A 23,640-nucleotide genomic window follows, 5' to 3' on the forward strand; every position below is an offset into this window, starting at 1 on the left:
TTTTAACTTTTAATTTCCTACTTTTGCACCCGCTAATACAAAAAACAACATAGCATGGGTTTCAAGGAAGAAATATTAAAACGACGCACGTTCGGTATCATCAGTCACCCCGATGCGGGTAAAACGACCTTAACGGAGAAATTATTGCTCTTCGGTGGCGCCATTCACGTGGCGGGAGCCGTGAAGTCAAACAAGATCAAGAAAACGGCCACCTCCGACTTCATGGAAATCGAGCGACAGAGAGGTATCTCCGTGGCCACCTCCGTCATGGGTTTCGAGTACAAGAACGTGAAGATCAACATTCTTGACACCCCCGGTCACCAGGATTTCGCCGAAGACACATTCCGCGTGCTGACGGCCTGCGACAGCGTAATCATCGTCATTGACTCGGCGAAAGGCGTGGAGTCGCAAACCCGCAAGCTAATGCAAGTGTGCCGAATGCGCAAAACCCCGGTTATCGTGTTTATCAACAAGCTCGACCGTCCCGGCCACGACCCGTTCGACCTACTGGACGAAATCGAGAAAGAACTGCAAATACAAGTCACCCCGCTGAGCTGGCCCATCGGTAACGGCGACCAATTCAAGGGCATCTACAACATACACCGCGAGAACCTTTGCCTCTACTCGGCAAGCGTACAGACCATCCAAGACGGCATCGAGATCGACGACATCAACTCCGGCGAACTCGACGAGCACATCGGCGAACGTTCGGCCGACAAGCTACGGGAAGACCTTGAACTCGTTCGGGAAGTATACCCCGCCCTCGACCGTGCAGCATACCTTGACGGGCAAGTAGCCCCCGTATTCTTCGGGTCGGCGCTCAACAACTTCGGTATCCGCGAGATGCTGGATTGTTTCATCGAGATCGCACCCAGCCCACTCCCCCGCGAGACGGACGAGCGCCTTGTACAACCGGATGAGGAGAAATTCACCGGTTTCGTCTTCAAGATCCACGCCAACATGGACCCCAACCACCGCGACCGCATCGCCTTCGTGAAAGTGTGTTCCGGGATATTCCGTCGCAACACCAACTACCTGCACGTCGGCCTAGGCAAAAACCTCAAGTTCTCCACCCCCACGGCATTCATGGCGTCCAAGAAATCCATCATTGACGAGGCATACCCCGGTGACATCGTGGGTCTTCACGACACGGGTAATTTCAAGATCGGTGACACTCTGACGGAAGGCGAAAAACTACATTTCAAGGGCATACCTAGCTTCTCACCGGAACTCTTCAAATACATCGAGAACGCCGATCCCATGAAATCCAAGCAATTGGCCAAAGGAATCGACCAGCTCATGGACGAGGGTGTGGCTCAGTTGTTCACGAACCAGTTCAACAACCGCAAGATCATCGGTACCGTCGGCGCCCTCCAGTTCGAAGTCATCGAATACCGTCTGTTGCACGAGTACGGTGCCGCCTGCCGCTGGGAAAATATCAATCTTTACAAGGCTTGCTGGATCGAGGCTCTCGACCCGAAGGAGCTGGAAGATTTCCGCCTCCACAAGGCACAATATATGGCCAAGGACAAGTGGGGCCGCGATGTCTTCCTCGCTGAATCACAATACATGCTGCAAATGGCACAAGCGAACTACAAGAAACTGGTGTTCCACTTCACGTCGGAATTTTAAAGAATCTGTAAAGTTCAGCTACCCCCTCTAACTCCCCCTTGCACAGGGGGAGAAGGTAGTTTTCAAAAAGATAACATATCAAGGTCGCTTTAATATCTTCTGTTATAACCCGTCAGGCTCTTTCTTGTTTCTAACCAATAGCTTCCGCACAGCCTTCTCCATCCATCGCAGCCGAGACAATTCCCCCGGCATACCCGGCTCCTTCCCCACATGGGTATAATCCGACAATTTCCGGATGCACCATTTTCTCAGTCTCCCTCGGTATTCTCAATGGAGAAGAAGTCCGACTCTCCACTCCCAAAAGAAGGGCTTCCTCCGTAACAAATCCTCGCGCCTTCTTCCCAAACTGCTCCAACCCGGCACAAAGACGCTGGTAAACAACTTCAGGTAACCATTCCTGAAAAGAAGTTGCCTGTACTCCCGGTTTATAAGAACTTTTGGGCAAATTTTCACTTAAATGTCCTCTCAAAAAATGAGTTAACCTCTGAGCCGGAGCGTATAAATTCTTTCCTCCCTGTTCCCAAGCCACCCGCTCTAAATCCTCTTGAAACTCCAACCCGGCAAACAACCCTCTATATTGCATTCCATTCAATTCATTCTCACCAATCGAAGTCACCATAGCCGAATTTGCCCATGCCGTGTTTCTACCGGATGACGACATTCCATTCACCACTTGTTGTTCGGGTCCCGTACAAGCCGGAACGACGACTCCTCCAGGACACATACAAAAGGAATACACTCCTCTCCCACCAACATTCGTCACGAAACTATACTCGGCCGCAGGCAAAAAATCTCCCCTTCCTCGCAAATTATGATACTGAATTCGGTCTATCAACTCCTGTGGATGCTCCAAGCGAAGTCCCACGGCAAAATCCTTCGGGAGCATCAACACAGAGCGGGCCTGTAACATTCGGTACACGTCACGGGCAGAATGTCCCGTGGCAAGAATAACATCTTCTGCCTCAATTTCCTGATCTCCGATCACAACTCCTTTTACCCGGTTTTGTTCTATAATAATATCTCTCACCCGACTATTAAAACGCACTTCTCCACCATACCTTTCGATGGTCTTACGCATATTCACAATCACTTGAGGCAATTTATCCGTACCGATATGCGGATGCGCATCAATCAATATATTAGGATTCGCCCCGTGATAGACCAAAATTTCCAAAATACGATCCACGTTTCCCCTTTTCTTCGAGCGGGTAAACAATTTACCATCCGAGAATGTCCCGGCACCCCCTTCCCCGAAACCGTAATTCGAATCTTCATTTGCCACCCCGGTTTTGTATAAACGATTCAGATCCAGCTTCCGCTCTTCCACACACTTTCCTCTCTCCAAAACAACAGGTCTTTTCCCTAATTCGATCAGCCGCAAGGCTGCAAACAAACCTGCAGGTCCTGCACCCACCACAACCACAGTCTTGGCAGACGCAACATCCCGGTATTGAGGTACAAATACACGTTCTTTCTGTTCCACCCGATCCAGGTGTACTCCGACTCTCAGTTGAATAACAACCCGGCGTTGACGAGCATCTATCGATTTCCGTAAAATCTCCACATGCACGATTCTCTCCTTGCTCACATGCAACATCTTTGCCAACAATTCGTTGACAATCTCTCGATCCAGTGCCTCTTCCGGCGTGATTCTCAATTCTATCTCTTTGTACATAATGATGAGTGGCTTCGCCACGTTACAAGTTACAGGTTACAAGTTCAAAGTTATTCATCCGGTAACAAACCTGTAACCTGTAACTTGAAACCATTATTTCGTGCGAAAATAAGAAAAAAATCATACCTTCGCACAACAGATTTAAACAATAATTACGATGAACAAGATAGCATTAATCACAGGGGCCACTTCCGGAATAGGAAAAGCAACAGCAACTAAATTGGCCGAAATCGGGTATAACATCATCATCACCGGACGCAGAGGCGATCGTCTGGCCGCCTTGGAAAATGAATTAAAGGCAAAAGGTATTAAAGTATTAGCCCTTCAATTCGATGTTCGCAACCAAGAGGAAGTCCACAACGCCATTAGCAATCTACCGACAGAGTGGAAAAATATAGATATTCTAGTCAATAATGCAGGTCTTGCCGTGGGAACTTCTCCTATTCAAGATGGAATTCTGGATGACTGGGAACGCATGATCGACACCAACGTGAAAGGCCTTCTTTACATCACCCACGAAGTAGCCCCCTTGATGATCAAAAATGAAAAAGGACACATCGTCAACCTGGCCTCCGTGGCAGGAAAGGAAGTTTACCCCGGTGGAAATGTCTACTGTGCCACCAAGCACGCCGTGGACGCCCTTTCTAAAGCCATGCGCATCGATATGTTGAAACACAACATCAAGGTAACCAACATCGCCCCGGGAATGGTTGAAACCGAATTCTCCATAGTACGCTACAAAGGTGACCAACAAGCCGCTGACAACGTGTACAAGGGAGTTACACCTCTCACGGGAGAAGACATCGCCGACACGATCGTATTTGCCGTGACCCGTCCGGCCCACATCTGCTTGAACGACATTCAAATCATGCCTACCGCTCAAGCTAGTTCCAGAGACGTGAACAGGAAATAACGTGAAATATAAATGCACTATTAAGAGTGTAAATAACAAATAATAGTGCATTTTATATTATCTTTGAGATATATGAATAAGAATTTATTAGCAATCATTCCCCTATTTATAGGGTTGGCAATAGGCTCTAGTTGCCATGACAACAAAGATGACGGCTCAAGAGGTTTCATGTGTGTCGCCACGGTTATCGGGGACACAACCCACGGCTACTATTACTATTTGGATGGTGGAGGTCTGGTTGTCTCTCATGACCAAAATCTCGTTGAGGCAGAAAGAGGCTATTTTAGTTTTTATTATAACGAAGATGATTGGGAATCCTCCACAAGCGGAGAAATATTTATCAACAATGCACATGTAGTCACGTGGTCAAAATACGATATAATTCACCCGATCAACAAAGAGGAAGCTAATGATGCAAACATAGCCGAGAATTGTCAATTACCATCATTACTAAGTGTAGGCTATGGCTATCGCGGTTATTTCGATCTACATGCAGGTTTTTCCACGTTTAACTCGATAACCGGAGAGATCATTCAAGGTAAAATCACTCTGGTATATGACCCGCTGGAACAGACTCAAGATTCACTGAAACTGCAACTTTACTACGATCCGAATATTCCCGAAGATTGGTCAAAAACCCTGGTTGACTACAGAACCGTATCATGTGATATTTCATCACTTGCAAACCTTCAGCAATGGAAAGATTCGGTAACTATCATCGTAAAATCCGGGGACAAAGAAAAACATCGCACCAAGATCAGCAAAAATGATTTCCTAAAGCCCGACAAACATTAATTCATTTATAATCCTTTTCCCCGTCCACGACAACAAAACTCTGCCGTAACATATTTCCCTTCGCATCCACGAGGTAAAGAGTATGTCGGCCAGGAGTCACGTTCACCTCCAACTGGTGATGATAACGGGTAGTTCCCAGAAATTGATCGTCAATATGCCAGTACACCAACGTGGAAGGCTCCCGGTGAGCCATTTCAAACACCACGCCACGCACGACTCCTCCTAAATCTTTAGGAATAAACACCCGTAATCCCCGCTGCGGGTAAATCATTTCCATCACATCATCCTGCCCTCGCTGACAATCGGCACGATAAGGCGGCAATTTTTTGTAATCCGAATGCGTGCGGGCATAATACCACTCCTGCACGGGAGACAACACGAACCAAGGCTCTATCTTCATGCGTGACACAGATTCACATTCCGAATCCACCCGATATTTACCCGTCCGATCAAGATTTACCAACCGATGGTAAGGACAAACCTCTGTTTTCTCCCCGGCTCGGGCAACATAAACCGTATCCGTTTCCGGACATATCGAGGATGCCCGATACCCACTCTTGCGACATACGGCAATTGCAGACAACTCCTCCTTCGGCATATAAAAACGAGCATCCGTTCTTACCAAAGAAGCTACCTCAAACAGAATCGGCGCAGCAGCCCGTACCCCGATCAATCCGGGACGTCCTTCGCCATCCGCGTTACCAACCCATACCCCAATCACGTATTCCGGATTCACGCCCACCGCCCAGGCATCCCGAAAACCGAAACTCGTTCCCGTCTTCCAAGAAAGATTCATTGAAGAGGCAAAATTTTTCCATCCCGACTCCAAATCCGGCCGTTCCACGTCCTGCAATGCCTTAAATGTAAGCCACACGGCGGCAGCATTGACCACGTTATTCTGTACTTCGACACTATCCACCTGTTCATCTGCCCAAAGTCGTAAACGTCGAAACTCGTGGTCAAAACTCGCCCCGTCACACTCGCTATAGTGCCTCAAAATTGAAGCCATTCCCCCGTACATATTACACAAATCCCACAACTTACACTCGGCACCCCCCAAAATAAGACTCAACCCGTAGCTCTCCGCCTTCCGATTTAACGTCGTGATCCCCATCTTTTTCAAATCATCATAGAAATGCTCCACCCCATACTCCCGTAGCAAACGCACGAAAGGAATATTCAGAGACATCGACAACGCCTTGTCGGCAGGAACAATCCCTTGGAAATCTTTGTTAAAATTCGAGGGAACATATCCCCCGAAACGGGACGGTACGTCCGACACGATCGTCCCCGGCAAAATATACCCGGACTGCTGCATCAGCGCGTACAATGCCGGCTTCAAAATACTCCCGGAACTACGATTAGACATGATAATATCCACCTGATTACCACCGTCATCACGCACCTTAGGCCCGTTTCCCACGTAAGCCCTCACTTGTCCGGTCGGGATATGCGCTACCAACACGGCAGCATTATAGATATGATTATGTTTCAACACGTCAACATGCCGCCTCACAATCCCGTTCACCTGTTCCTGCAATCGGGAATCAATAAATGTCTGACTAATCTCCCCTCGACACTGCCCGTAGGCCCTTGCCAACAAATGAGGGGCTATACACTCCGGACTATACACCTGTCCGGGTAAAGGTTCGGCCATTGCCATCTCCAGATCCCCTTGATCAAAATATCCCTGTTCATAAAGCACACGCAACAAAGCATCCCGCTTTCCTTTCAAACCGGGCATATTCTTTCCCGGATACATCAAAGCCGGGGCATTCGGCAACACGGCAAGTAACGCTGCCTCCGCCCAACTCAATTCATCCGGCTGACGATTAAAATACTTCAACGAAGCCGCCTGTATACCCACGATATTCCCGCCAAAGGGTGCGTGATCCACGTACATATTCAGAATCTCCCATTTCGTGAAACTCTGTTCCAAACGAATCGCCAGCAACATTTCCAATATCTTCTCCGGAATCGTCCGAGGCGGGTTACCACGTGACAAACGAATCACCTGCATCGTCAACGTACTCCCGCCACTTACCACCGAACCACTTCGTACATTCAACCACAATGCCCTTCCCACAGCCAGCGGGTCCACCCCGGGATGAGTCAAAAATCGCTTATCTTCAAAACACATCAAGGCGACCATATACTTCATGGAAAGACGTCCCCTTCCCGACACCCGGTACTGCCCGTCACTCGCCACGGTCATACCCATAATCTCCCCCTTCCCATCCAAAATCACCGTAGAATAGGGTACGGTAAATAACGGGGTAGGTAGAAAATACCACCACCCTATCACCAAAGCAAGCAACACACCCCCGCCAATCCCTAACCGCAGGATCGGTCTTCGCGTTGTTTCTCGCCCGACACGCATAGTAAATTGATTACAGAGAGTAATCCTCTATATGAAATCCCCGCAGGAACTCCTCCGTCTTCATCCGCTTTTTCCCGGACAACTGCAACTCTTTTATCCGAATAATTCCCCCTTCCACCAACACATCCAGATAAGTTTTATTATCCGTTGATAACCCCACCTCTTTCCCATGCTCTTTCACGATCCGCTCCGTCTCGAAAATCTTCAACGACACGGTCTCCCCGGTCTTCTTGTTTCGGAATTCGGTCCATGCGGTTGGAAAAGGTGAAAGTCCGCGTATATGATTAAAGATTGTATCCAAATCCAACGTCCAATCCACCTTCATATCCTCCTTGAATATTTTAGGTGCGTGTTTCGGTTCACGCCCGGCCAGCAACCCAGCCTGATCCTGCAACGGGTAATTCCCCACGGTCATCGCCTCCACCGTTTTCACCAGCAAATCGGCACCCGTGTACATCAATTGATCGTGCAACTCCCCGGCCGTCATGTTCGGCCCGATCTCCACTCGTTCCTGGAAAATCAAATTCCCGGTATCGATCTCGTGTTTCAAAAGAAAAGTCGTCACCCCGCTACACCTCTCCCCGTTCATAATCGCCCAGTTAATCGGGGCTGCCCCCCGGTAATCCGGCAACAGCGAAGCGTGTAAATTAACCGTTCCCAACGGGGGCATATTCCAAACCACCTCCGGCAACATCTTGAACGCCACCACAAGCTGTAAATCTGCCTGAAAAGCCCTCAATTCCTCCAAGAACCGTTCATCCCGAAAACGCTCCGGCTGCAACACGGGAATCCCCTTCTCCACGGCAAACTTCTTCACGGGAGACTCTTGAATCTTTTGTCCCCTTCCTGCCGGTTTATCCGGATTAGTCACGACAGCCACGACCTTATACCCGGCCTCCAGCAACTTCTGTAACGGATACACCGCAAAATCCGGTGTTCCCATGTACACGATTCTCAATTCACGCATTCTTATCTTTCTTTTTAAAGAAACCGATGATCTTCTTAACGAAATTAGTATACGACTCACTACTCATAACAGCCGAATCCGTCATGGCCGTGTAAGTCAATATAGCACCCAACGGCAACAGAATCACGGAAGAAATCCACATTCCCTGCCAAGGTTCCAGCACCCCCTCCCGGGCCGCTCGTTCCCCCATCATCCAAATAATATAATACACGATAAACAGGAAAATCGAAACCACAACCGGAGCCCCCAATCCTCCTTTACGGATAATACCCCCCAGCGGAGCCCCGATAAAGAAGAAAATAAAACAAGCAAACGACAAGGTAAACTTCCTGTGCCACTCGATATTATATCTACGAACGGACTCTTCGTCCCGTTTATTGATAGACAAATCATTCATATGACTCGCTTGAGCTCCTCGGGCAAGTTGCACGGCCTGATCAATCATGTTTTTCCGTTCCTCCACGTCAAAAGTCCGGTAAAGGCTATCCAAATTCCTAACGCACCCTCTCGTTTCTTCACGAATCACGCTATCCCGCTTATGATTTCTCTCCTGCTTTTTCACGTAATTATCCCGAAGCATATCGTGCGCCTTTCTTTGTTTTCGACTTTCCAAACGTAAGGATAAGGCAGAGACCGTACTATCCAGTTGGGCGATATTCAACATCCCGTAGCTATTCTTGAATAAATCTTCATCTGTACGCTGCAAATCCTTATCGCCTAACGGGATAATAAAATACTGTTTATCAAACTGCACCCGTCGGAAAGGATAGGTTTTATTATTATTCGACTTCAACCCCTCGTCCGTGTACGTGTAACCATGATACAACTCCACCTCCATAAAACGCCCCGTCGGGTCTGCCTCCATGATACCGGAATCAGCTATCGTCATCTCGTAATTCCCCCTTCTATCCGTATGATTGTATATCAGCATATCGTACATCATCCCCGTCTTCTTATCAATCTTATCCACCTTGATACTATACCCTTCTATATCATTGATAAACACCCCTTCCTTTAACGACAACTCCGGTTTCTGTCGTTTTATATCGTACAGTAAACTACCCGCCTTCAAATTCGCGTAAGGAAGCACGTTATTAGAAAAGAAAAAAGCCGCTATCGTAAAAATAATAATCAACACGATCAACGGTTTCATGATCCGGTACAAGGAAATACCTGCCGCTTTCAACGCCGTCAACTCGTAATTCTCTCCCAAACTACCAAACGTCATGATAGAGGCCAACAACACGGCTAACGGCAACCCCATGGGAACCAGTGTCAATGACACGTAAAAAAGTAATTCCGAAATCACATGCCCTTCCAGTCCTTTTCCTACCAGATCATCAATATATCGCCACAAAAACTGCATGATCAAAACGAACATACTGATAAAAAAGGTGGCCACGAAAGGACCGACAAAACTTTTAAGCATAAACAGGTGGAGCTTCTTCATCTTTAGCACCTTATATTGGTTTTCTTATTTTTCTACTTTACTCGTGATAAACGAATTCACAAAGATAGAAAAAAACTTTATCCGCCAACCGTACGATGTAACATTTCAACCTGTTTATTCCATAATTCTATGGCATCCTCCTCTTCATCAGTATCCACAAAATCCGTGATGATCAAAGCGACCTCCTCCGTCAAAGGCTCCACGTGGAGCGAAAATCCAAAAAATTCCTCCTCATCGTCCGCGTCCAACCACTTGAAACGCACGTAAGAATTTTTCTTCATATCCACTAACTTTGCTTCTTCACCAATACCATCCCACACAAACGTGAAGATATTACCAGCATGTTTCACATCATCGGAAAACCACTCCGCCAAACCGGGAGCAGTACTTAGACGGGAGAACAATATTGTCACCGACGATGAGAAAATATACTCCAAATCGATTCTTTTCCTCATACTTCATTTCAATTTGCCCGACAATATATAAAAGTTTTACCGGATATACAAGAAAAAACAAGACTTTAAAACGAAAGCATTCCCGTTATTGCTGAATCCCGGAGTCCGCGATCAACCGATCGCCTGCAAAACCGGACAACACGGTCTCCTTGAATTGCTTTTTCCAGACTGCATCCCGACTTTCGTCCACCCTCGAAAAACGAATGATAATATCTCCCACCGACATCGCGTGAAGATCTGAAGCCGGATAATAAAAATAATCATCCTCCTCCTTCGCCTCTACCAAAATATGCAAATCCACCAACTCTTGCAACACGATACGCAACTTCCCGGTGTTAATCTTCAATTCCTTGTTAATCATCCCCAAACTGGGTCCCCCGTCACCGTTCACGTACACCCTAGCCACGAACTTCATGATTTTCAGTGCACACTCCAAAGTCTCCATCCAAGCCGTATCCCCGAACAACTCGTTCTTGTACATGAAATGCCTGTTCCGGAAAATATAACACAACTCCGTACCCCACAACACGACACTCCAACTCAACTGCAACCACACCAGCAACAACGGCAAGGCAGCCAACGTACCGTATATGGCACTATAAGAACTCATGCCTATCTGGAAACGGATATAAAACCACTGAATGATCTGGTAAACCGTCCCGGCAATCATCGCCGCCACGAAAGCGTGCTTGAACTTCACCGGAGTCGCCGGCATAAACATATACAGAAAGATAAATAACATCCACACCAGCATATAAGGCAGTAACTTAATCAGAACTTGCAGAAAAGAACTGATTAACGGGAAACTCTCCTGCCAACCGGAACCTGTCATAAGCAAATTCAGACTACTCACGAGAATCATCAGAATCGGGGCAATAAAGATAATCGAGAAATAATCCGTGAACATCCGCCGCAAACTTCGTCCCTTGCGTACTCCCCAGATACGATTCATCGTCATTTCGGTACTATTCAACACCTTGATCACCGACCAAAGTAAAATCACGATACCGACACCCGTGATCACCCCCCCCTTGGCATGATCAATCGCCCTCGTGACATACTCCAGCAACTGTCCGGCAAACTCCTGGTTATCCCCCACGTGCATCATAAACTCTCTCTCCAACACCTCGCGGGCGCCAAAACCGGCAGCCAACGCGAAAGCCAGCGCCATCAATGGGATAAACGACAGAATCGAGTAGAACGTGAGAGCCGAAGCCGAAATGGTACAAGCATCCTTGATAAAACGATTGAAAGAAACCACCACGATGGACAACGCCTTTTGTAAGAACTCCGTGATCACGAAACGATTCCCGTAATCCCTGCGCAACACCATGTAATGGTAGTCCAAGTCCAACAGGCAATCCATACGACGGAGTATCTCTTTTTTATACCGAAGCAACAAACTTATCCCCTTGTGCTCTTCCAATCTGTTCATATCCCTTTTCTTTGAAAATATTTGATTTCAAAGGTACGAAAAACCCCGCAACTTTCGTTACGGGGCTTTTAATATATTTCATTATTTCCCGATCAGCTCTCTCACCTTCGTTTTTACCATCTCCGGGTCCGGATTTACCGGGAACACCAAATCAGGCTTCTGCCGCATCGGATTAAACTCTTTTTTATAGCGTCCAATTCCTCCCCCCGTGATATTCAACATAATCACGGCATCCTTCTCTACCCGTCCCTCCCGGACACATTGCATCAAACTGGCCAAAGCAACTGCTGCCGCCGGCTCAATATCAATCCCTTCCAACTTCTCGAACAACGCCCCGGCCTCCATAGCCTCTTCATTCGTTGCCAAGAACATATCTCCCCCCGTTGCCACCAACGCGTCATACAACCCGCCCTTCAACGAGTAAGGAGGTTTACGATTGGACAACACCTTGGCACACATCTCCTTCACTTGCTCCCTGGCTGTATTTTCATCCAAAGGCAACAAGGCACGAGAACCCGCCTTCCACGCGTCATACATCAACGAGAAAGGAACATTTTGAGAAACCATCAATTTCATCCAATGCGAACCGAAACGCCCATCGGCAATAAATCGTTTATTGGCCTCCCACGCGGCAATAGCCCCGGTTCCACTACCCACGGCCTGGAAATAGTAATCCGGAATACGCCCGATCTTCTCCACGGCCGACAACACCGTGGTTCCCATCCCGTCACGACGAGCCACGTTCTTGGCCCCTCCCTCCGGGTAGAAAAACTCCATCTCACATATGATATTAGATAAATGTATCGCGTCAAAATAATCACATCCTGAAGCCGCACAAACCAATTTCACGCAATCATTCCACGGCCCATCCGCCCAAATCGCCTCCAAATTATCTTCCGGCACACACAACAACAACGGGATATGATTCTCCGAACATACACGCCCGAAAGCCCTCGCCGTGTTTCCGGCAGAAGCTACCACCATAATCTTGTCCGTAAAAGCGTTATTCCGCGCGCACACCGAAAACGCTTCACACTCCTTGAAAGACCCCGTCTTCATCATGGCCTTCCGTTCCGGCCAATACCCATTAAACGTTATGTACAAATTAGACAGTCCCAAATGTGCAGCCAACCCCTCACTCTTGTAAGTCACGGGAGCCCCGGAACCTTCCAACGTCCGGCAAATAGGCATCCAGTTCGCGTACCTGTAAATACCGGGCAGATCATTTCTCACCTCAAATTGACGTTTTGCATAATTTGCATAGATCAATGCTGCACCATCCTTACGGGGACATTCCAACTCCCACTCTTTATCCTCAAAAGTAGTCCCACAACATGCTGACTCTAAATGATAACTTGTCATAAATTCTTTCCTTGATTTGTACATTTCTTTATACGTACAAAAATAGAGCATTCAAACCCGCCATAACAGAGTATAAATACCACTTTTATTTTAAATTCTAAATTCTAAATTCTAAATTTCTTTTAACTTCCCCACGTATTCCGGCACCGTCAACCGCATAATATCCCCCTCCGAAATACGACTCCCGAAGAAATTGCGATAACGTTCCGCTTCCGCCTCCACGCGAGGATTATAGGGATAAAGGACAACCTGTATTTCCGCGTCCGGGCGAATCATTCGGGCGAGCAACTGCCTGATTTCAAAATCGGCAGCAGGCAAAGAGTAGCCGATAAACACGATTCTCGTGGCCTCCGACAGCTCGATCGCCGCGTTCTGCCAAACCAACTTAATTTGAATATTACTCAGATTCTTCAAATACGTCGGCAACAACAGATTACTCTGCAGCTTGATCGAATTAATCTCCGGCATACCGTAATTTTTCCGGCAATGCCGACAATACGCCGCCTTCATAATCTCAATCTCTTCCCCGAAACGCACGTACATACGCTGGCACATAGGACACTGAAACCAGTTCATCGACCCGTGCAACTTCAACAATTTAATATTGTATCCGCCATACCCCACGGCAAGCAACCCCGGCTTAATCGTGTCATCATTCGCCTCCCAAGAACTCACGTAACAACAGTAATCCACCACGCTCAATTTCTCCGGGTGCCCGTTCTCAATCGCCCGTTTCAACGCGTGATCAAACATCACATCCCAATTGGTTGTGATCACGGCCACCCGATCCACCCCGTCCACCATACGCTGCCGGGCAATCTGGTTTACATATTCCGCGAACTCATCTATATAATCACAGCAAGCCCGGTTTTTCTTGAAACTATAATTCACCGCGGCTCCCATCAGCGCGTTAAACTCCTCCCGCAGTTCCACCAACCCCCTCGAACTATAACGACCAATAGAAAGTCCATCCCATATACAACGGTCTATCGGCGTGAATATATCCTCTAATTGTACATTACAATAATGATCCTCATAAATATGTAACTCCTCCTTCAGAAAGCCTATAAAATTATCCTTGGCTTTAATTAAACGCTCGTTACCTCGCGTAAAATCCTCATCTAAAATTGTTTTAATAATTTCGTTCTGAACTAGCCCTCCAGCCTCCTTAGAAAAACCAGACCCCAAAAAATAAACCGTCTTCTCCATCATTGCACCTTAGTTTTTATTACTCTTACAAAAATAGCATTTATCCCTTTCAAAAAAATGACATTCCTATTAATTTCTCTCTATTTCATCTACAATTTTTTAGCCTAATAGCTTCTCTAATTTCCCTAGAATTACCAATCAAGTTCTAAAGATATACTGTTGATAATAGGGATCAACTTCAGTACATTTTCGAATCACCTTCGGTGCAAAGACCTTCAGGAGCGAAGATGTACCGTTTTTGATCCATGACGGTTCCAAAGATAAAAGGGCTCTGCCCTAAGAATGCACCCCGTCAACTCCTAACAAGGTAACTAACCCATTACCAAGCGGTTTCACCACACGTAGAGAGTATTAATGCACCTCACACCCCTTTGGTGTTGAGCAGCGGGACAGGCGAAACCATCTGACATATCTAATATAGTTTACCTCTTTGTCATTGGAAACATTTGTTTTGCCCTCTCATTTCCGAGTTCTTCCAGTCTCTTTTTTGTAGTTAAATAATTTTTATCAGCAAAAAGTTTTACTATATCAATTAATTCATTTTGCAAAAAATCTTTATATTCCTCTATGGTTGTTACATGATTAAGATTTTTCTCATCATATAATAAAGCTTTTACTAATGCTAAATCATACCAGTCCTCGTCTAGATGATTATTCCGAATATCTATCGATTTAAAAGATTTAGAAACACTAAATCTCAATTGAAAAATACCGTTACTGAATACATCATAGCAATCCCCAAAAAATGCAGATACATCTTTCGCTATCAATTTAAATCCATTTGACATTAAAGTGTCATATATTTTTTCATCATTTTCCATCACCTCTATTTAATTAACCACTGTCCGTCAGAACTTACTTTATAACCTTTTTCGAATAAATAATTTAGTTCCTTTTCATAAAAACTATTGGGCTTGACTCTATTTAGCGGTGTAGCTAATCTTATTTTGTCGCCTCTTGAGAAAATACTTAATAGGCTATTTAGTAAACATTTCTCAAGGTAACACATATCCTATTTTCCTTATAATCAAAATGCTAACAACATATGAAAATACAACATAACCTACAAACCCCAAGGGAATAATGAGATAATTTAGTCCAACAATTCCAAAATCACGATTCAAATAAATGCACGATTCAAACAAATACATGTATATCAAAGGTATTAATATTATAATTACCCACTTCTCAACCCAATGTATGTATCTATTTTTTTTGAAAACAAGATACAATTTATACAAAATATAACATACTAACAACAATATAAATAAACATCCACATAAAACTTTATTCGTAAAATCTCCGTTAAAAACATATTGTGTTAAATATAACCACGAGTTATATAAATAAAAATCAAACAACAATATAATTATTATTAACATTGTCGATATTAGAAATACTTTTCTTTTCATCTTTTACTATTTTAACGTGAGTTCGACATAAGGATCAAAATTATTTGCTTAAATACTAGAAATACAGCAATAAAAGTTGTAAATTTATAGTGCCAAAAATAAAATAAAACGATTATCACTATGTTCTCAGAGGCTAAAGTTACAGAGATTTATTGTATGGCGGACAATTTTTGCAAAGGATTTGTGTTACAACAAGAAAATTACTTTCTATAACATACAAAACTAATACTATGAAAACATTATTTTGTATATTAATCATTATCAGCATTATCGGTTGCAATGGAATGGATAAATCAGCCAAAAAAGAATTAACAAAAGAGCAAAAAAGCATTATAGAATCAATAGTTTCTTTCGCAGACTCAATCGGGGGGAAGAGTCGTTCCTCCAGCACTATGCTTTCAAGAATTGCAGCCATTAAAGCCAACGACGTGGAGTTTTTAAACTTCTACTACTTTGATATGGATAAATTTTATGAAGATCCAACTCCCGAAAATCTTCTCTTATCCTTGTATCAACCGGACGATTTTGCCATGCTTGTCGTGCAAGAAAAAGCTAGGAATTCATACGCGTTAACAACTAAAAAACAAAAATCCAATTGGGTCCCCAATGCAATGATGCATGACTTTGGAGAAAAGATCCTACATGTTAAATCCAAAATTCCAAATGTCGAAAATTCTGATTTCCGAATTTTCCAATTCGAGGCTCTATATTTTTACACCTACACAAGTAAAGGAGAGAGAGTCTATGAAGACATGCGAGGAAACGTCTTTACTCCCGGAATGATGTGCGACCGCTTACTTACAGTCATCAACGCGATAAAACAAGCAGCAGAAGAAGGAAATATACTCTACCTCTAGTTAAGGTTATCAAGACACTTCATTTTTATGAATTAACTTTACCTCCTAAGGAGAAAGTGTCTAACAAGTTAGTCTTTTAATGACTACCTCCCCTAACCCCTCCTTGCACAGGAGGGGAAACCGCTTGGTAATCAACTCTCCCCCTGTGTAACCTTAGCTTTGTATCATGAAAAGTAAATGGAATAAAAAAGTAATATTTATATTTGTAAAGTATGAACTAATTTGAAAGAAAGGAAACCGAGGTGTGAACCGTGAGCTGTGTTTGAAAACAGCTTCATCCCCCTATTTGGACACCTTGGCTTTCTTGAACGGGGACCTGTATAAGAAATTAACTTTCTTGTTGTTAAGGTTTTTAGGTGACGTTCAATATCCTTTCCCTCTTCAAATTGCTAAACACAAAGATATGGAAAACTTTTATTTTATCGGGGTAGACGTTAGTAAAAAGAAACTTGATTTTTGCGTGTTGCTAAACGGCACGATAGTTCTTGAAGAAGTAGTAAACAATAACATCCCGTCGATACGTCGTTTCCTGGAAACGTTCTTGGTTGATTTTAAAACCTCGATCGATAACCTGCTAGTCTGTGCCGAGCACACGGGGCAGTACACCTTCCCCCTGTCAATCGCTTGCCAGTCTCTCTCTTGTGGTTTATGGCTTGAAAATCCAGCGCAGATCAAGTATTCTTCGGGCTTCTCACGTGGGAAGAATGACAAGGTCGATGCTCACCGAATCGCTCGCTACGCCTCTCGTTTCAGTGACAACGCTCGTTATTACCAGCGTCCTCGGGAAGAGATCGAGCGCCTCAAGCAGTTAAGGAACGAGCAAGACCTTTACAAGTCGGACTTGGCCAAGTACAAGGGGCAACTCTCCGACCAACGAGAGTTCATGCTTGATCGAGTCTATCAAGAGAAGGCTCAAAGACTGGAACGGTTGATAGAAGAGCTGGAAAAATTGATCAAAGATATCGATCTACTCGTCGAGACAATTATCCGTTCCTGCCGTGTTCTCTGGCGGCAGCGGGAGTTGTTGCTATCAGTCGAGGGGTTGGGCCGAGTGTCGCCCTTTGCTTGATCATCGAGACTGAAGCGTTCACGCGCTTCGATGATCCCCGCAAGTTCGCCTGTCATGCCGGGGTAGCACCTTTCCGTTACACCTCGGGAAGCAGTCAACATTCCAGGAACAAGGTATCCCAGCGGGCGAACAAGCAAATCAAGACGTTGTTACACATGGCTGCCTTGTCGATCACGGGAAGGAAGTCTGGTGAGTTAAAGGCGTATTACGAGAGAAAGGTTAAGGAAGGAAAGAACAAGATGACGGTCATTAACGCGATCAGGGCAAAGCTGATCGCGAGAATGTTTGCTGTCATCAAAAAAGATCAATTTTATACCCCTGTTTATTCATGAAATATTTGCATAAATCATAAGAATAGGGGGAGTTGGAGGGGGTAGCTTGTTGATAGGAATAAGGGATCACGTGAGCCGCAAAGAGCATTCCCTAAAACAAAAGACCTTGTAAATCAGTAGATTTACAAGGTCTAACACTCATCTTGCCATTTTCTGGTGAACTCGGCGGGAGTCGAACCCACAACCTCTTGGGCCGTAACCAAGTGCTCTATCCATTAAGCTACGAGTCCTTCTCATTTGAGCGATGCAAAGGTAATATAATTTTCTTCACTTCATTCATTTCTTGAAAAAATATTTTCAAATATCCCCCAAAAAGACATGAGAACACCCTCCTTTTTCCCTCCATCCCCACAATTAGGGATGCTTTCCCAGCCTAAAACACGACCGATATCCTCACTTTTGGCGATGGATTTATATTTTCCTGCCTTATAATTTTGTCGCGACAAAAAGAAGTAAGTGATGAAATGCAGATTTAGAATTATCGAGATTCTTTGTTTATTAGGCTACCTGTCTATCGCGCTACCGACTCAAGCGCAAAGTCAAACACGATTTCGCCTACAAGGCACCATAAAAGACGCCAAGACAAACGAGTTACTGGAATTTGCCACCGTATTACTCCAAAATGATTCCGTGCAACTCCACGCCATCAGTGATACGAAAGGATCGTTCAGCATCAGCAACGTCCCCGTCGGCACCTATTCTCTCGGCATCTCCTTCATCGGGTACACCTCGATACACCAGTCCCTAACCATCCGCCGGGACACCACCATGGCCATCGCCTTGCAACCGGACAACATCACGCTGAAAGACATTATCGTCACCGCTTCCGAATCCAGGGGACTGACCACCTCGTCGAAGATCAACCGCAAAGCCATGGAACTCCTGCAACCGTCAAGTTTCACGGATATTCTGGCCCTACTGCCGGGTGGTAGGACGAAAGATCCCGCCCTCGGAGGCGTGAACCAAGCCCGCTTGCGGGAAGTCGGCATTTCCAGCAACAACTACGACATCTCGTCGTTAGGAACCGCTTTTCTTGTCAATGGCGTGCCCATCAACACGGATGCCAACATGCAACACGTGCTGGGAGCCAGTCAAAGCGACCACGACTACTACCGGAACAGCACGGGCAAAGGCGTCGATATGCGTATGCTGTCGACCGATTTCATCGAAAGCGTGGAAGTCATCCGGGGCATTCCCTCCGTTGAATACGGGGAACTGACCAGCGGGGTGATCAAAATACAACGAAAAGCGGGAGCCCATCCCTGGGAAGCCCGCGTGAAAGCCGACCCCGAAAGCAAACTGGTTTACCTCGGGAAAGGATTCGCGACAGACAAAGGATGGATATTCAACTTCGGCTTCGATTACCTGGATGCCAAGATTGACCCCCGCAACAACCTGGAGAACTACAAACGTCTCACGGCAACCACCCACGTGGCCCGCGAATGGAAAACAAACGCCCGGTCATTATCCTGGAATCTGGACCTCGACTACGGCCAATCCATCGATGACGAGAAAAGCGATCCCGACATCAGTTACAAAAAGATCGATAAATACAAATCCAGCTACCACCGGATGTCCGTGGCAAACACATTGAACTGGGTATTCACCGAATCCACGCACTGGAAATACGTCAACCTGACGGCCGCCGTGGACTACTCGCTGAACAAAATCAAGCAAACAAAATTCATCTCGCTAGACAAAGACACCCCCATCCCCGACAACACGGAAGAAGGCGAACACGACGGGATCTTTCTCCCGTACCGCTATACGGCACACTTAAAAGTGGATGGTAAACCCATCAACGCCTACGTGAAAGCCATGAGTGAACTCCACTTCGATCTTTTCAGCAGCACGAACAAATTGAAGGCGGGAATTGAATGGCGGATGAGTAAAAACCTGGGGAAAGGTCAGGTTTACGACTTGACACGCCCGCTTTACCCCTCGACATCGTACCGTCCCAGACCGTATGACGAGATCCCGGCCGACCACCTGCTGTCATTCTTCATCGAGGACCGGATTGACATTCCCGTCAACCAACACCGACTCATCGTGGCCGGAGGAATACGAACATTCTCCCCGCTGAACCTGGACGCGGACTACCGCATGCAAGGCAAAATGTACTTTGACCCCCGGGTGAACGCGCAATGGAAATTCCCGACCTTGCTTCTCGGTGACCGGAAACTAAACATCCAGCTTGTCGGCGGCATCGGCTGGCAAAGAAAAATGCCCGTCATGTCGCAACTCTACCCGGAGAAAATCTATTACGACCTCTCCCAATTGAACTATTACCACACGAACGCGGACTTCCGCCGTTTAAACATAATGACCTACATCATCGACCCGACGAACTACAACCTGGAACCTGCCCGCAACAAGAAATGGGAAGTACGTCTGGATTTCGATTACGACAAACACCTCTTCTCCGTGAACTACTTCCACGAGAAAATGACCGACGGATTCAGAACGACCAATTACTACCGCTCCTTCCCCTATAAAAAGTACGATGCCTCGGGCATTGACCACACGTCATTGCAAGGTCCTCCGGAACTAAGCGACCTGACCTACACGACCGACACGGTGATCAGCACCTACAGCAGAAACACGAACGGTAGCATGATCATCAAAGAAGGAGTTGAATTCCAATACTCCTCCAACCGCATCGAATCCATACACACCCGCCTCACGGTGACCGGGGCATGGTTCAAATCGACCTACCACAACAGCCAGCCGGTGTACCGGAAACCCAGCGTGATGCTGAACGGGAAAGAACTAAAATACATCGGACTATACCTGGACGACGACGGGTACATCCGGGAACAATTCAACACGAACTTCATGTTCGACACGTACCTGCAAAAACTCGGACTCAACTTTGCCACCTCCGTACAATGCATGTGGTTCTCCGCGCAGGAAAGCATGAGAAAGAACGGTGTACCCATCAAGTACGTGGACATCAAAGGCGAAGAACACGATTACACGGCAGCCGACCAAGCCGACATGGAACGCCAGCACCTGGTAGTAAATTACAACGAAGCCGCTTTCAAGCGGACCACGGTCCCCGTATCCATCAACATCAACTTCTCGGCGACCAAATACTTCAATCAAAAAATAGGACTTTCCCTATTCGTGAACAACATTCTGGATTACAACCCCAGCTACGAGGCCAACGGGGCAAAGATCAGAAGAAAAGCGATCCCCTACTTCGGGATGGAATTGAATATCAAATTATAACATTAATATATCATGAATATGAAAAACAATTTTATCATTTTCTGTTCGCTGATCATGACGATTTTCAGTATTCTATCATGTACGGACGATAACAAAACAATCAATACCACCGAGTTCACACTCACCGCGACCCTGCCGGAAGGTTTCGAAGACCCCAGCATATCCGACATGGTCGTGAAATTCACCAACGTCAACACCGGACGTGTAATCAACAACACCTCCTTCGCGAACAATCAAATCCAGATAACCCTCCCGGAAGGCATGTACCACATCAGCATGGAAGGCGTTATCCGATACAAGAGAGAGGGTGAAAACCAAGAAGGACAAATCCGGGGCTACGAAGAATCCGTCAACATATCAGGCCCAACCGCCTCCCTAGCCACCCAACTGTTCATCAGTCAAGCCTCTTCCGATTTCATCATCGCCGAAATCTTCTTCACGGGAACGGTAACGGAAGAAGGCAAACAATACAATGGTGACAAATACATTAAAATCTACAACAACACGAATAAAGTGCTCTACGCGGACGGACTGTCCATCCTGGAATCAGAATTCTTGACCACGGACAAGCAAGACTACACGCCCGATATCATGAAACAGGCCATGGCTGTAAGTTCTATCATTACCATCCCGGGAAACGGAACCCAATACCCGGTTAATCCCGGAGAATACATCACCATTGCCGATAACGCGATAAACCACCAGGCCTATAACTCGAATTCCTTTGATTTGAGCAAAGCGGACTTCGAAATCTTCTATGACGACAGTGATGATATCGACAACCCGGACGTTACAAACATGTTGACCCCGTATGACATATTTGGATTCCACAACCGCGGATTCCATAGCTACGCGATAGCCCGCCTGGGGGATATCGAAACATATTTACAGAACTACAAGTATGACTACGAATACCTATTCGTTTTTGAAGAATACGAGATCCCCATGGAAGAAAGTTGCTACAAAGTACCCAACGAAATGATTGTCGACGCGGTCAACTTGAGTGTCCAATCGGAATTCCAATGGATTGTAACCTCCCCGGCCATAGACATGGGTTGGACCTATTGCGGGGTGATCGACAGGGATGAAAACCGGTACGGGAAAAGCGTGCTCCGGAAAACATTCTCGACCACCGAAGACGGCAGAGCCATCCTGCAAGACTCCAACAATTCAACGGAAGACTTCATCCCGGAAGCCACGCCATCACTGAAAAAGTAAAAACGTCATAAAACAAAAAACAACATGATCAATAAAATTTCTTACGCGCTAGCATTTATGCTATTCATCTGTGCCGGGTTTATCGCCTGCACGGATGATGACAAAGTTAAAATCACAGAGTTTACGTTAACGTTCACGGCACCGGAAAACTTGAATGTCTCCGGTATCTCCGACCTGCAAGTCTCGTTCAAGAACATAAACACCGGCAAACTGACCACAAACAAGATGAGCGGAACCGAAGGGAAAATCACGCTCAACGAAGGCCTTTACAACATCTCCGTCGAGGGGAAAATAAATTATACCGTTGACGAGCGAACCATTGAAGGACAAGTAAAAGGATACAAAGAATCCGTGAACATTATCGGAACGACAAGCACCGATAACATCAAACTATTCCTTTTCAACTCGAAAGCAGACTTCGTTATTGAAGAGATCTATTTCGCCGGAAGCACGACCCCGGAAGGGAAACAATATCTAGGGGATCAATACATTAAAATATACAACAACTCGGACTCCGTGCTATATGCCGACGGGCTTGTGATCCTGGAATCCGCTTTCAAAACTTCCCAACACTTCGAGTTTACACCGGATGTTATGTCACAAGCAATGGTAGTTCAATGCGTGTATGCCATTCCCGGAAATGGGAAAGACTACCCGGTACAACCCGGAGAATCTATTCTGATATGTGATAAGGCCAACGATCATAGGGAAGCAAACTCCAATTCATTCGATTTGAGAAATGCGAACTTCGAATGGTATGACGAGACAAAAAACAACATGGATACCGACAACCCGGAAGTAACCAATTTAGACAAAATATACTGTTACTCAAACACAATATGGGTATTGAACAACCAAGGACTTTGCGCTTATGCCATTGCTCGTCTGAAAGTGGATCGAAATACTTTTTTAACCGATTACACATACAACGCTACATACATCAGTGCTACAGGTAGTTCCATGAACAAGAGTGGTTACCAAGTCCCCAACGAATGGATCATCGACGCCGTCAACATCAGCAACAAAGCACAATACGCGTGGAATGTCGTTGACGCCTCCCTCGACATGGGATACACCTACTGCGGGGAAGTCCAACTCGACAAAAACCGCTACAACAAAAGTGTCCGTCGGAAAGTACTTACCACCACGATCGATGGCCGCAAGATACTGCAAGACACGAACAACTCCACGGAAGACTTTGAGGCCCAAGCCACCCCGTCTTTAAAACAATAATTATTAAACCAACAA

The 23,640-nt window shown here is 45.9% G+C and carries 16 protein-coding genes, 1 tRNA gene and 1 pseudogene; 8 read left to right on the plus strand and 10 right to left on the minus strand.

Annotated features, from left to right (window positions below; translation table 11 throughout):
* Positions 1 to 54 precede the first annotated feature (54 nt).
* Positions 55 to 1,632, plus strand: coding sequence for a peptide chain release factor 3 (locus tag D8S85_RS04780; RefSeq protein WP_106624957.1), 1,578 nt, complete (start codon positions 55 to 57; stop codon positions 1,630 to 1,632).
* A gap of 130 nt (positions 1,633 to 1,762) precedes the next feature.
* Here the strand turns inward: D8S85_RS04780 and D8S85_RS04785 are convergent, their stop codons facing one another.
* A complete protein-coding gene (locus D8S85_RS04785) occupies positions 1,763 to 3,307 on the minus strand; it encodes an NAD(P)/FAD-dependent oxidoreductase (RefSeq protein ID WP_106624958.1) in 1,545 nt (514 codons plus the stop codon).
* Between the two features lie 157 nt (positions 3,308 to 3,464).
* On the opposite strand from D8S85_RS04785, the gene D8S85_RS04790 reads away from it, so the two are divergent.
* Together D8S85_RS04790 and D8S85_RS04795 are read left to right on the plus strand one after the other, a co-directional pair.
* Positions 3,465 to 4,220, plus strand: a complete 756-nt coding sequence (locus D8S85_RS04790) for an SDR family oxidoreductase (RefSeq protein WP_106624959.1) — start codon at positions 3,465 to 3,467, stop codon at positions 4,218 to 4,220.
* Between the two features lie 72 nt (positions 4,221 to 4,292).
* On the plus strand, positions 4,293 to 5,015 hold the full coding sequence (locus tag D8S85_RS04795; protein ID WP_181951179.1) for a hypothetical protein: 723 nt from the start codon (positions 4,293 to 4,295) through the stop codon (positions 5,013 to 5,015).
* Between the two features lies 1 nt (position 5,016).
* Here the strand turns inward: D8S85_RS04795 and pbpC are convergent, their stop codons facing one another.
* The 8 genes from pbpC to D8S85_RS04835 all read right to left on the minus strand — a co-directional run bounded on the left by pbpC (position 5,017) and on the right by D8S85_RS04835 (position 15,094).
* On the minus strand, positions 5,017 to 7,395 hold the full coding sequence (gene pbpC / locus D8S85_RS04800) for a penicillin-binding protein 1C (RefSeq protein ID WP_228423349.1): 2,379 nt from the start codon (positions 7,393 to 7,395) through the stop codon (positions 5,017 to 5,019).
* Between the two features lie 10 nt (positions 7,396 to 7,405).
* Positions 7,406 to 8,362 carry a methionyl-tRNA formyltransferase gene (fmt, locus tag D8S85_RS04805; RefSeq protein ID WP_106624960.1) on the minus strand — a complete coding sequence of 319 codons (957 nt, stop codon included), beginning with the start codon at positions 8,360 to 8,362 and terminating at the stop codon, positions 7,406 to 7,408.
* Complete coding sequence (locus tag D8S85_RS04810; protein WP_106624961.1) at positions 8,355 to 9,812, minus strand: LptF/LptG family permease; 1,458 nt, start codon at positions 9,810 to 9,812, stop codon at positions 8,355 to 8,357. Before D8S85_RS04810 ends, fmt begins: the two co-directional genes overlap by 8 nt.
* Before the next feature lie 77 nt (positions 9,813 to 9,889).
* Positions 9,890 to 10,267, minus strand: a complete 378-nt coding sequence (locus tag D8S85_RS04815; RefSeq protein ID WP_106624962.1) for an START-like domain-containing protein — start codon at positions 10,265 to 10,267, stop codon at positions 9,890 to 9,892.
* An 85-nt stretch (positions 10,268 to 10,352) separates the two neighbouring features.
* Complete coding sequence (locus D8S85_RS04820) at positions 10,353 to 11,702, minus strand: YihY/virulence factor BrkB family protein (RefSeq protein ID WP_106624963.1); 1,350 nt, start codon at positions 11,700 to 11,702, stop codon at positions 10,353 to 10,355.
* Between the two features lie 81 nt (positions 11,703 to 11,783).
* Positions 11,784 to 13,064 carry a cysteate synthase gene (locus D8S85_RS04825; RefSeq protein ID WP_106625276.1) on the minus strand — a complete coding sequence of 427 codons (1,281 nt, stop codon included), beginning with the start codon at positions 13,062 to 13,064 and terminating at the stop codon, positions 11,784 to 11,786.
* A 111-nt stretch (positions 13,065 to 13,175) separates the two neighbouring features.
* Positions 13,176 to 14,276, minus strand: a complete 1,101-nt coding sequence (locus D8S85_RS04830) for an SIR2 family protein (protein ID WP_106624964.1) — start codon at positions 14,274 to 14,276, stop codon at positions 13,176 to 13,178.
* Between the two features lie 419 nt (positions 14,277 to 14,695).
* Complete coding sequence (locus D8S85_RS04835) at positions 14,696 to 15,094, minus strand: hypothetical protein (protein WP_106624965.1); 399 nt, start codon at positions 15,092 to 15,094, stop codon at positions 14,696 to 14,698.
* An 821-nt stretch (positions 15,095 to 15,915) separates the two neighbouring features.
* Between D8S85_RS04835 and D8S85_RS04845 the strand changes: the two genes are divergently transcribed.
* Both D8S85_RS04845 and D8S85_RS04850 read left to right on the plus strand, forming a co-directional pair.
* Entirely contained in the window at positions 15,916 to 16,542 is a 627-nt protein-coding gene (locus tag D8S85_RS04845; protein WP_106624967.1) for a hypothetical protein, read from the plus strand.
* 403 nt (positions 16,543 to 16,945) lie between these two features.
* Positions 16,946 to 17,943 (plus strand): annotated as a pseudogene (locus tag D8S85_RS04850) (IS110 family RNA-guided transposase).
* 154 nt (positions 17,944 to 18,097) lie between these two features.
* Here D8S85_RS04850 and D8S85_RS04855 read toward each other — a convergent pair.
* Positions 18,098 to 18,173 (minus strand) — tRNA-Arg (locus tag D8S85_RS04855).
* 229 nt (positions 18,174 to 18,402) lie between these two features.
* On the opposite strand from D8S85_RS04855, the gene D8S85_RS04860 reads away from it, so the two are divergent.
* The 3 genes from D8S85_RS04860 to D8S85_RS04870 are packed head-to-tail and all read left to right on the plus strand — an operon-like array spanning position 18,403 to position 23,625.
* Positions 18,403 to 21,174 carry a TonB-dependent receptor gene (locus D8S85_RS04860; protein WP_106624968.1) on the plus strand — a complete coding sequence of 924 codons (2,772 nt, stop codon included), beginning with the start codon at positions 18,403 to 18,405 and terminating at the stop codon, positions 21,172 to 21,174.
* Between the two features lie 18 nt (positions 21,175 to 21,192).
* The gene (locus tag D8S85_RS04865) at positions 21,193 to 22,392 is read left to right on the plus strand and encodes a DUF4876 domain-containing protein (RefSeq protein ID WP_172726473.1); all 1,200 of its coding nucleotides are present in this window, start codon (positions 21,193 to 21,195) and stop codon (positions 22,390 to 22,392) included.
* A gap of 24 nt (positions 22,393 to 22,416) precedes the next feature.
* Positions 22,417 to 23,625: a DUF4876 domain-containing protein gene (locus tag D8S85_RS04870; protein WP_106624970.1), complete on the plus strand. Its 1,209-nt coding sequence runs from the start codon at positions 22,417 to 22,419 to the stop codon at positions 23,623 to 23,625.
* Positions 23,626 to 23,640: the final 15 nt, after the last annotated feature.

It is taken from the genome of Butyricimonas faecalis, assembly GCF_003991565.1.
GTDB lineage: Bacteria > Bacteroidota > Bacteroidia > Bacteroidales > Marinifilaceae > Butyricimonas > Butyricimonas faecalis.

Bases quoted from the DNA above. Each gene is read 5' to 3' on its own strand.
- D8S85_RS04780 (WP_106624957.1), top strand. From the start codon at position 55: ATGGGTTTCAAGGAAGAAATATTAAAACGACGCACGTTCGGTATCATC.
- D8S85_RS04860 (WP_106624968.1), top strand. From the start codon at position 18,403: ATGAAATGCAGATTTAGAATTATCGAGATTCTTTGTTTATTAGGCTAC.
- fmt (WP_106624960.1), bottom strand. From the start codon at position 8,362: ATGCGTGAATTGAGAATCGTGTACATGGGAACACCGGATTTTGCGGTG.
- D8S85_RS04870 (WP_106624970.1), top strand. From the start codon at position 22,417: ATGATCAATAAAATTTCTTACGCGCTAGCATTTATGCTATTCATCTGT.
- D8S85_RS04790 (WP_106624959.1), top strand. From the start codon at position 3,465: ATGAACAAGATAGCATTAATCACAGGGGCCACTTCCGGAATAGGAAAA.
- D8S85_RS04820 (WP_106624963.1), bottom strand. From the start codon at position 11,702: ATGAACAGATTGGAAGAGCACAAGGGGATAAGTTTGTTGCTTCGGTAT.
- D8S85_RS04825 (WP_106625276.1), bottom strand. From the start codon at position 13,064: ATGACAAGTTATCATTTAGAGTCAGCATGTTGTGGGACTACTTTTGAG.
- D8S85_RS04865 (WP_172726473.1), top strand. From the start codon at position 21,193: ATGAAAAACAATTTTATCATTTTCTGTTCGCTGATCATGACGATTTTC.
- D8S85_RS04795 (WP_181951179.1), top strand. From the start codon at position 4,293: ATGAATAAGAATTTATTAGCAATCATTCCCCTATTTATAGGGTTGGCA.
- pbpC (WP_228423349.1), bottom strand. From the start codon at position 7,395: ATGCGTGTCGGGCGAGAAACAACGCGAAGACCGATCCTGCGGTTAGGG.
- D8S85_RS04830 (WP_106624964.1), bottom strand. From the start codon at position 14,276: ATGATGGAGAAGACGGTTTATTTTTTGGGGTCTGGTTTTTCTAAGGAG.
- D8S85_RS04810 (WP_106624961.1), bottom strand. From the start codon at position 9,812: ATGAAGAAGCTCCACCTGTTTATGCTTAAAAGTTTTGTCGGTCCTTTC.
- D8S85_RS04815 (WP_106624962.1), bottom strand. From the start codon at position 10,267: ATGAGGAAAAGAATCGATTTGGAGTATATTTTCTCATCGTCGGTGACA.
- D8S85_RS04835 (WP_106624965.1), bottom strand. From the start codon at position 15,094: ATGGAAAATGATGAAAAAATATATGACACTTTAATGTCAAATGGATTT.
- D8S85_RS04785 (WP_106624958.1), bottom strand. From the start codon at position 3,307: ATGTACAAAGAGATAGAATTGAGAATCACGCCGGAAGAGGCACTGGAT.
- D8S85_RS04845 (WP_106624967.1), top strand. From the start codon at position 15,916: ATGAAAACATTATTTTGTATATTAATCATTATCAGCATTATCGGTTGC.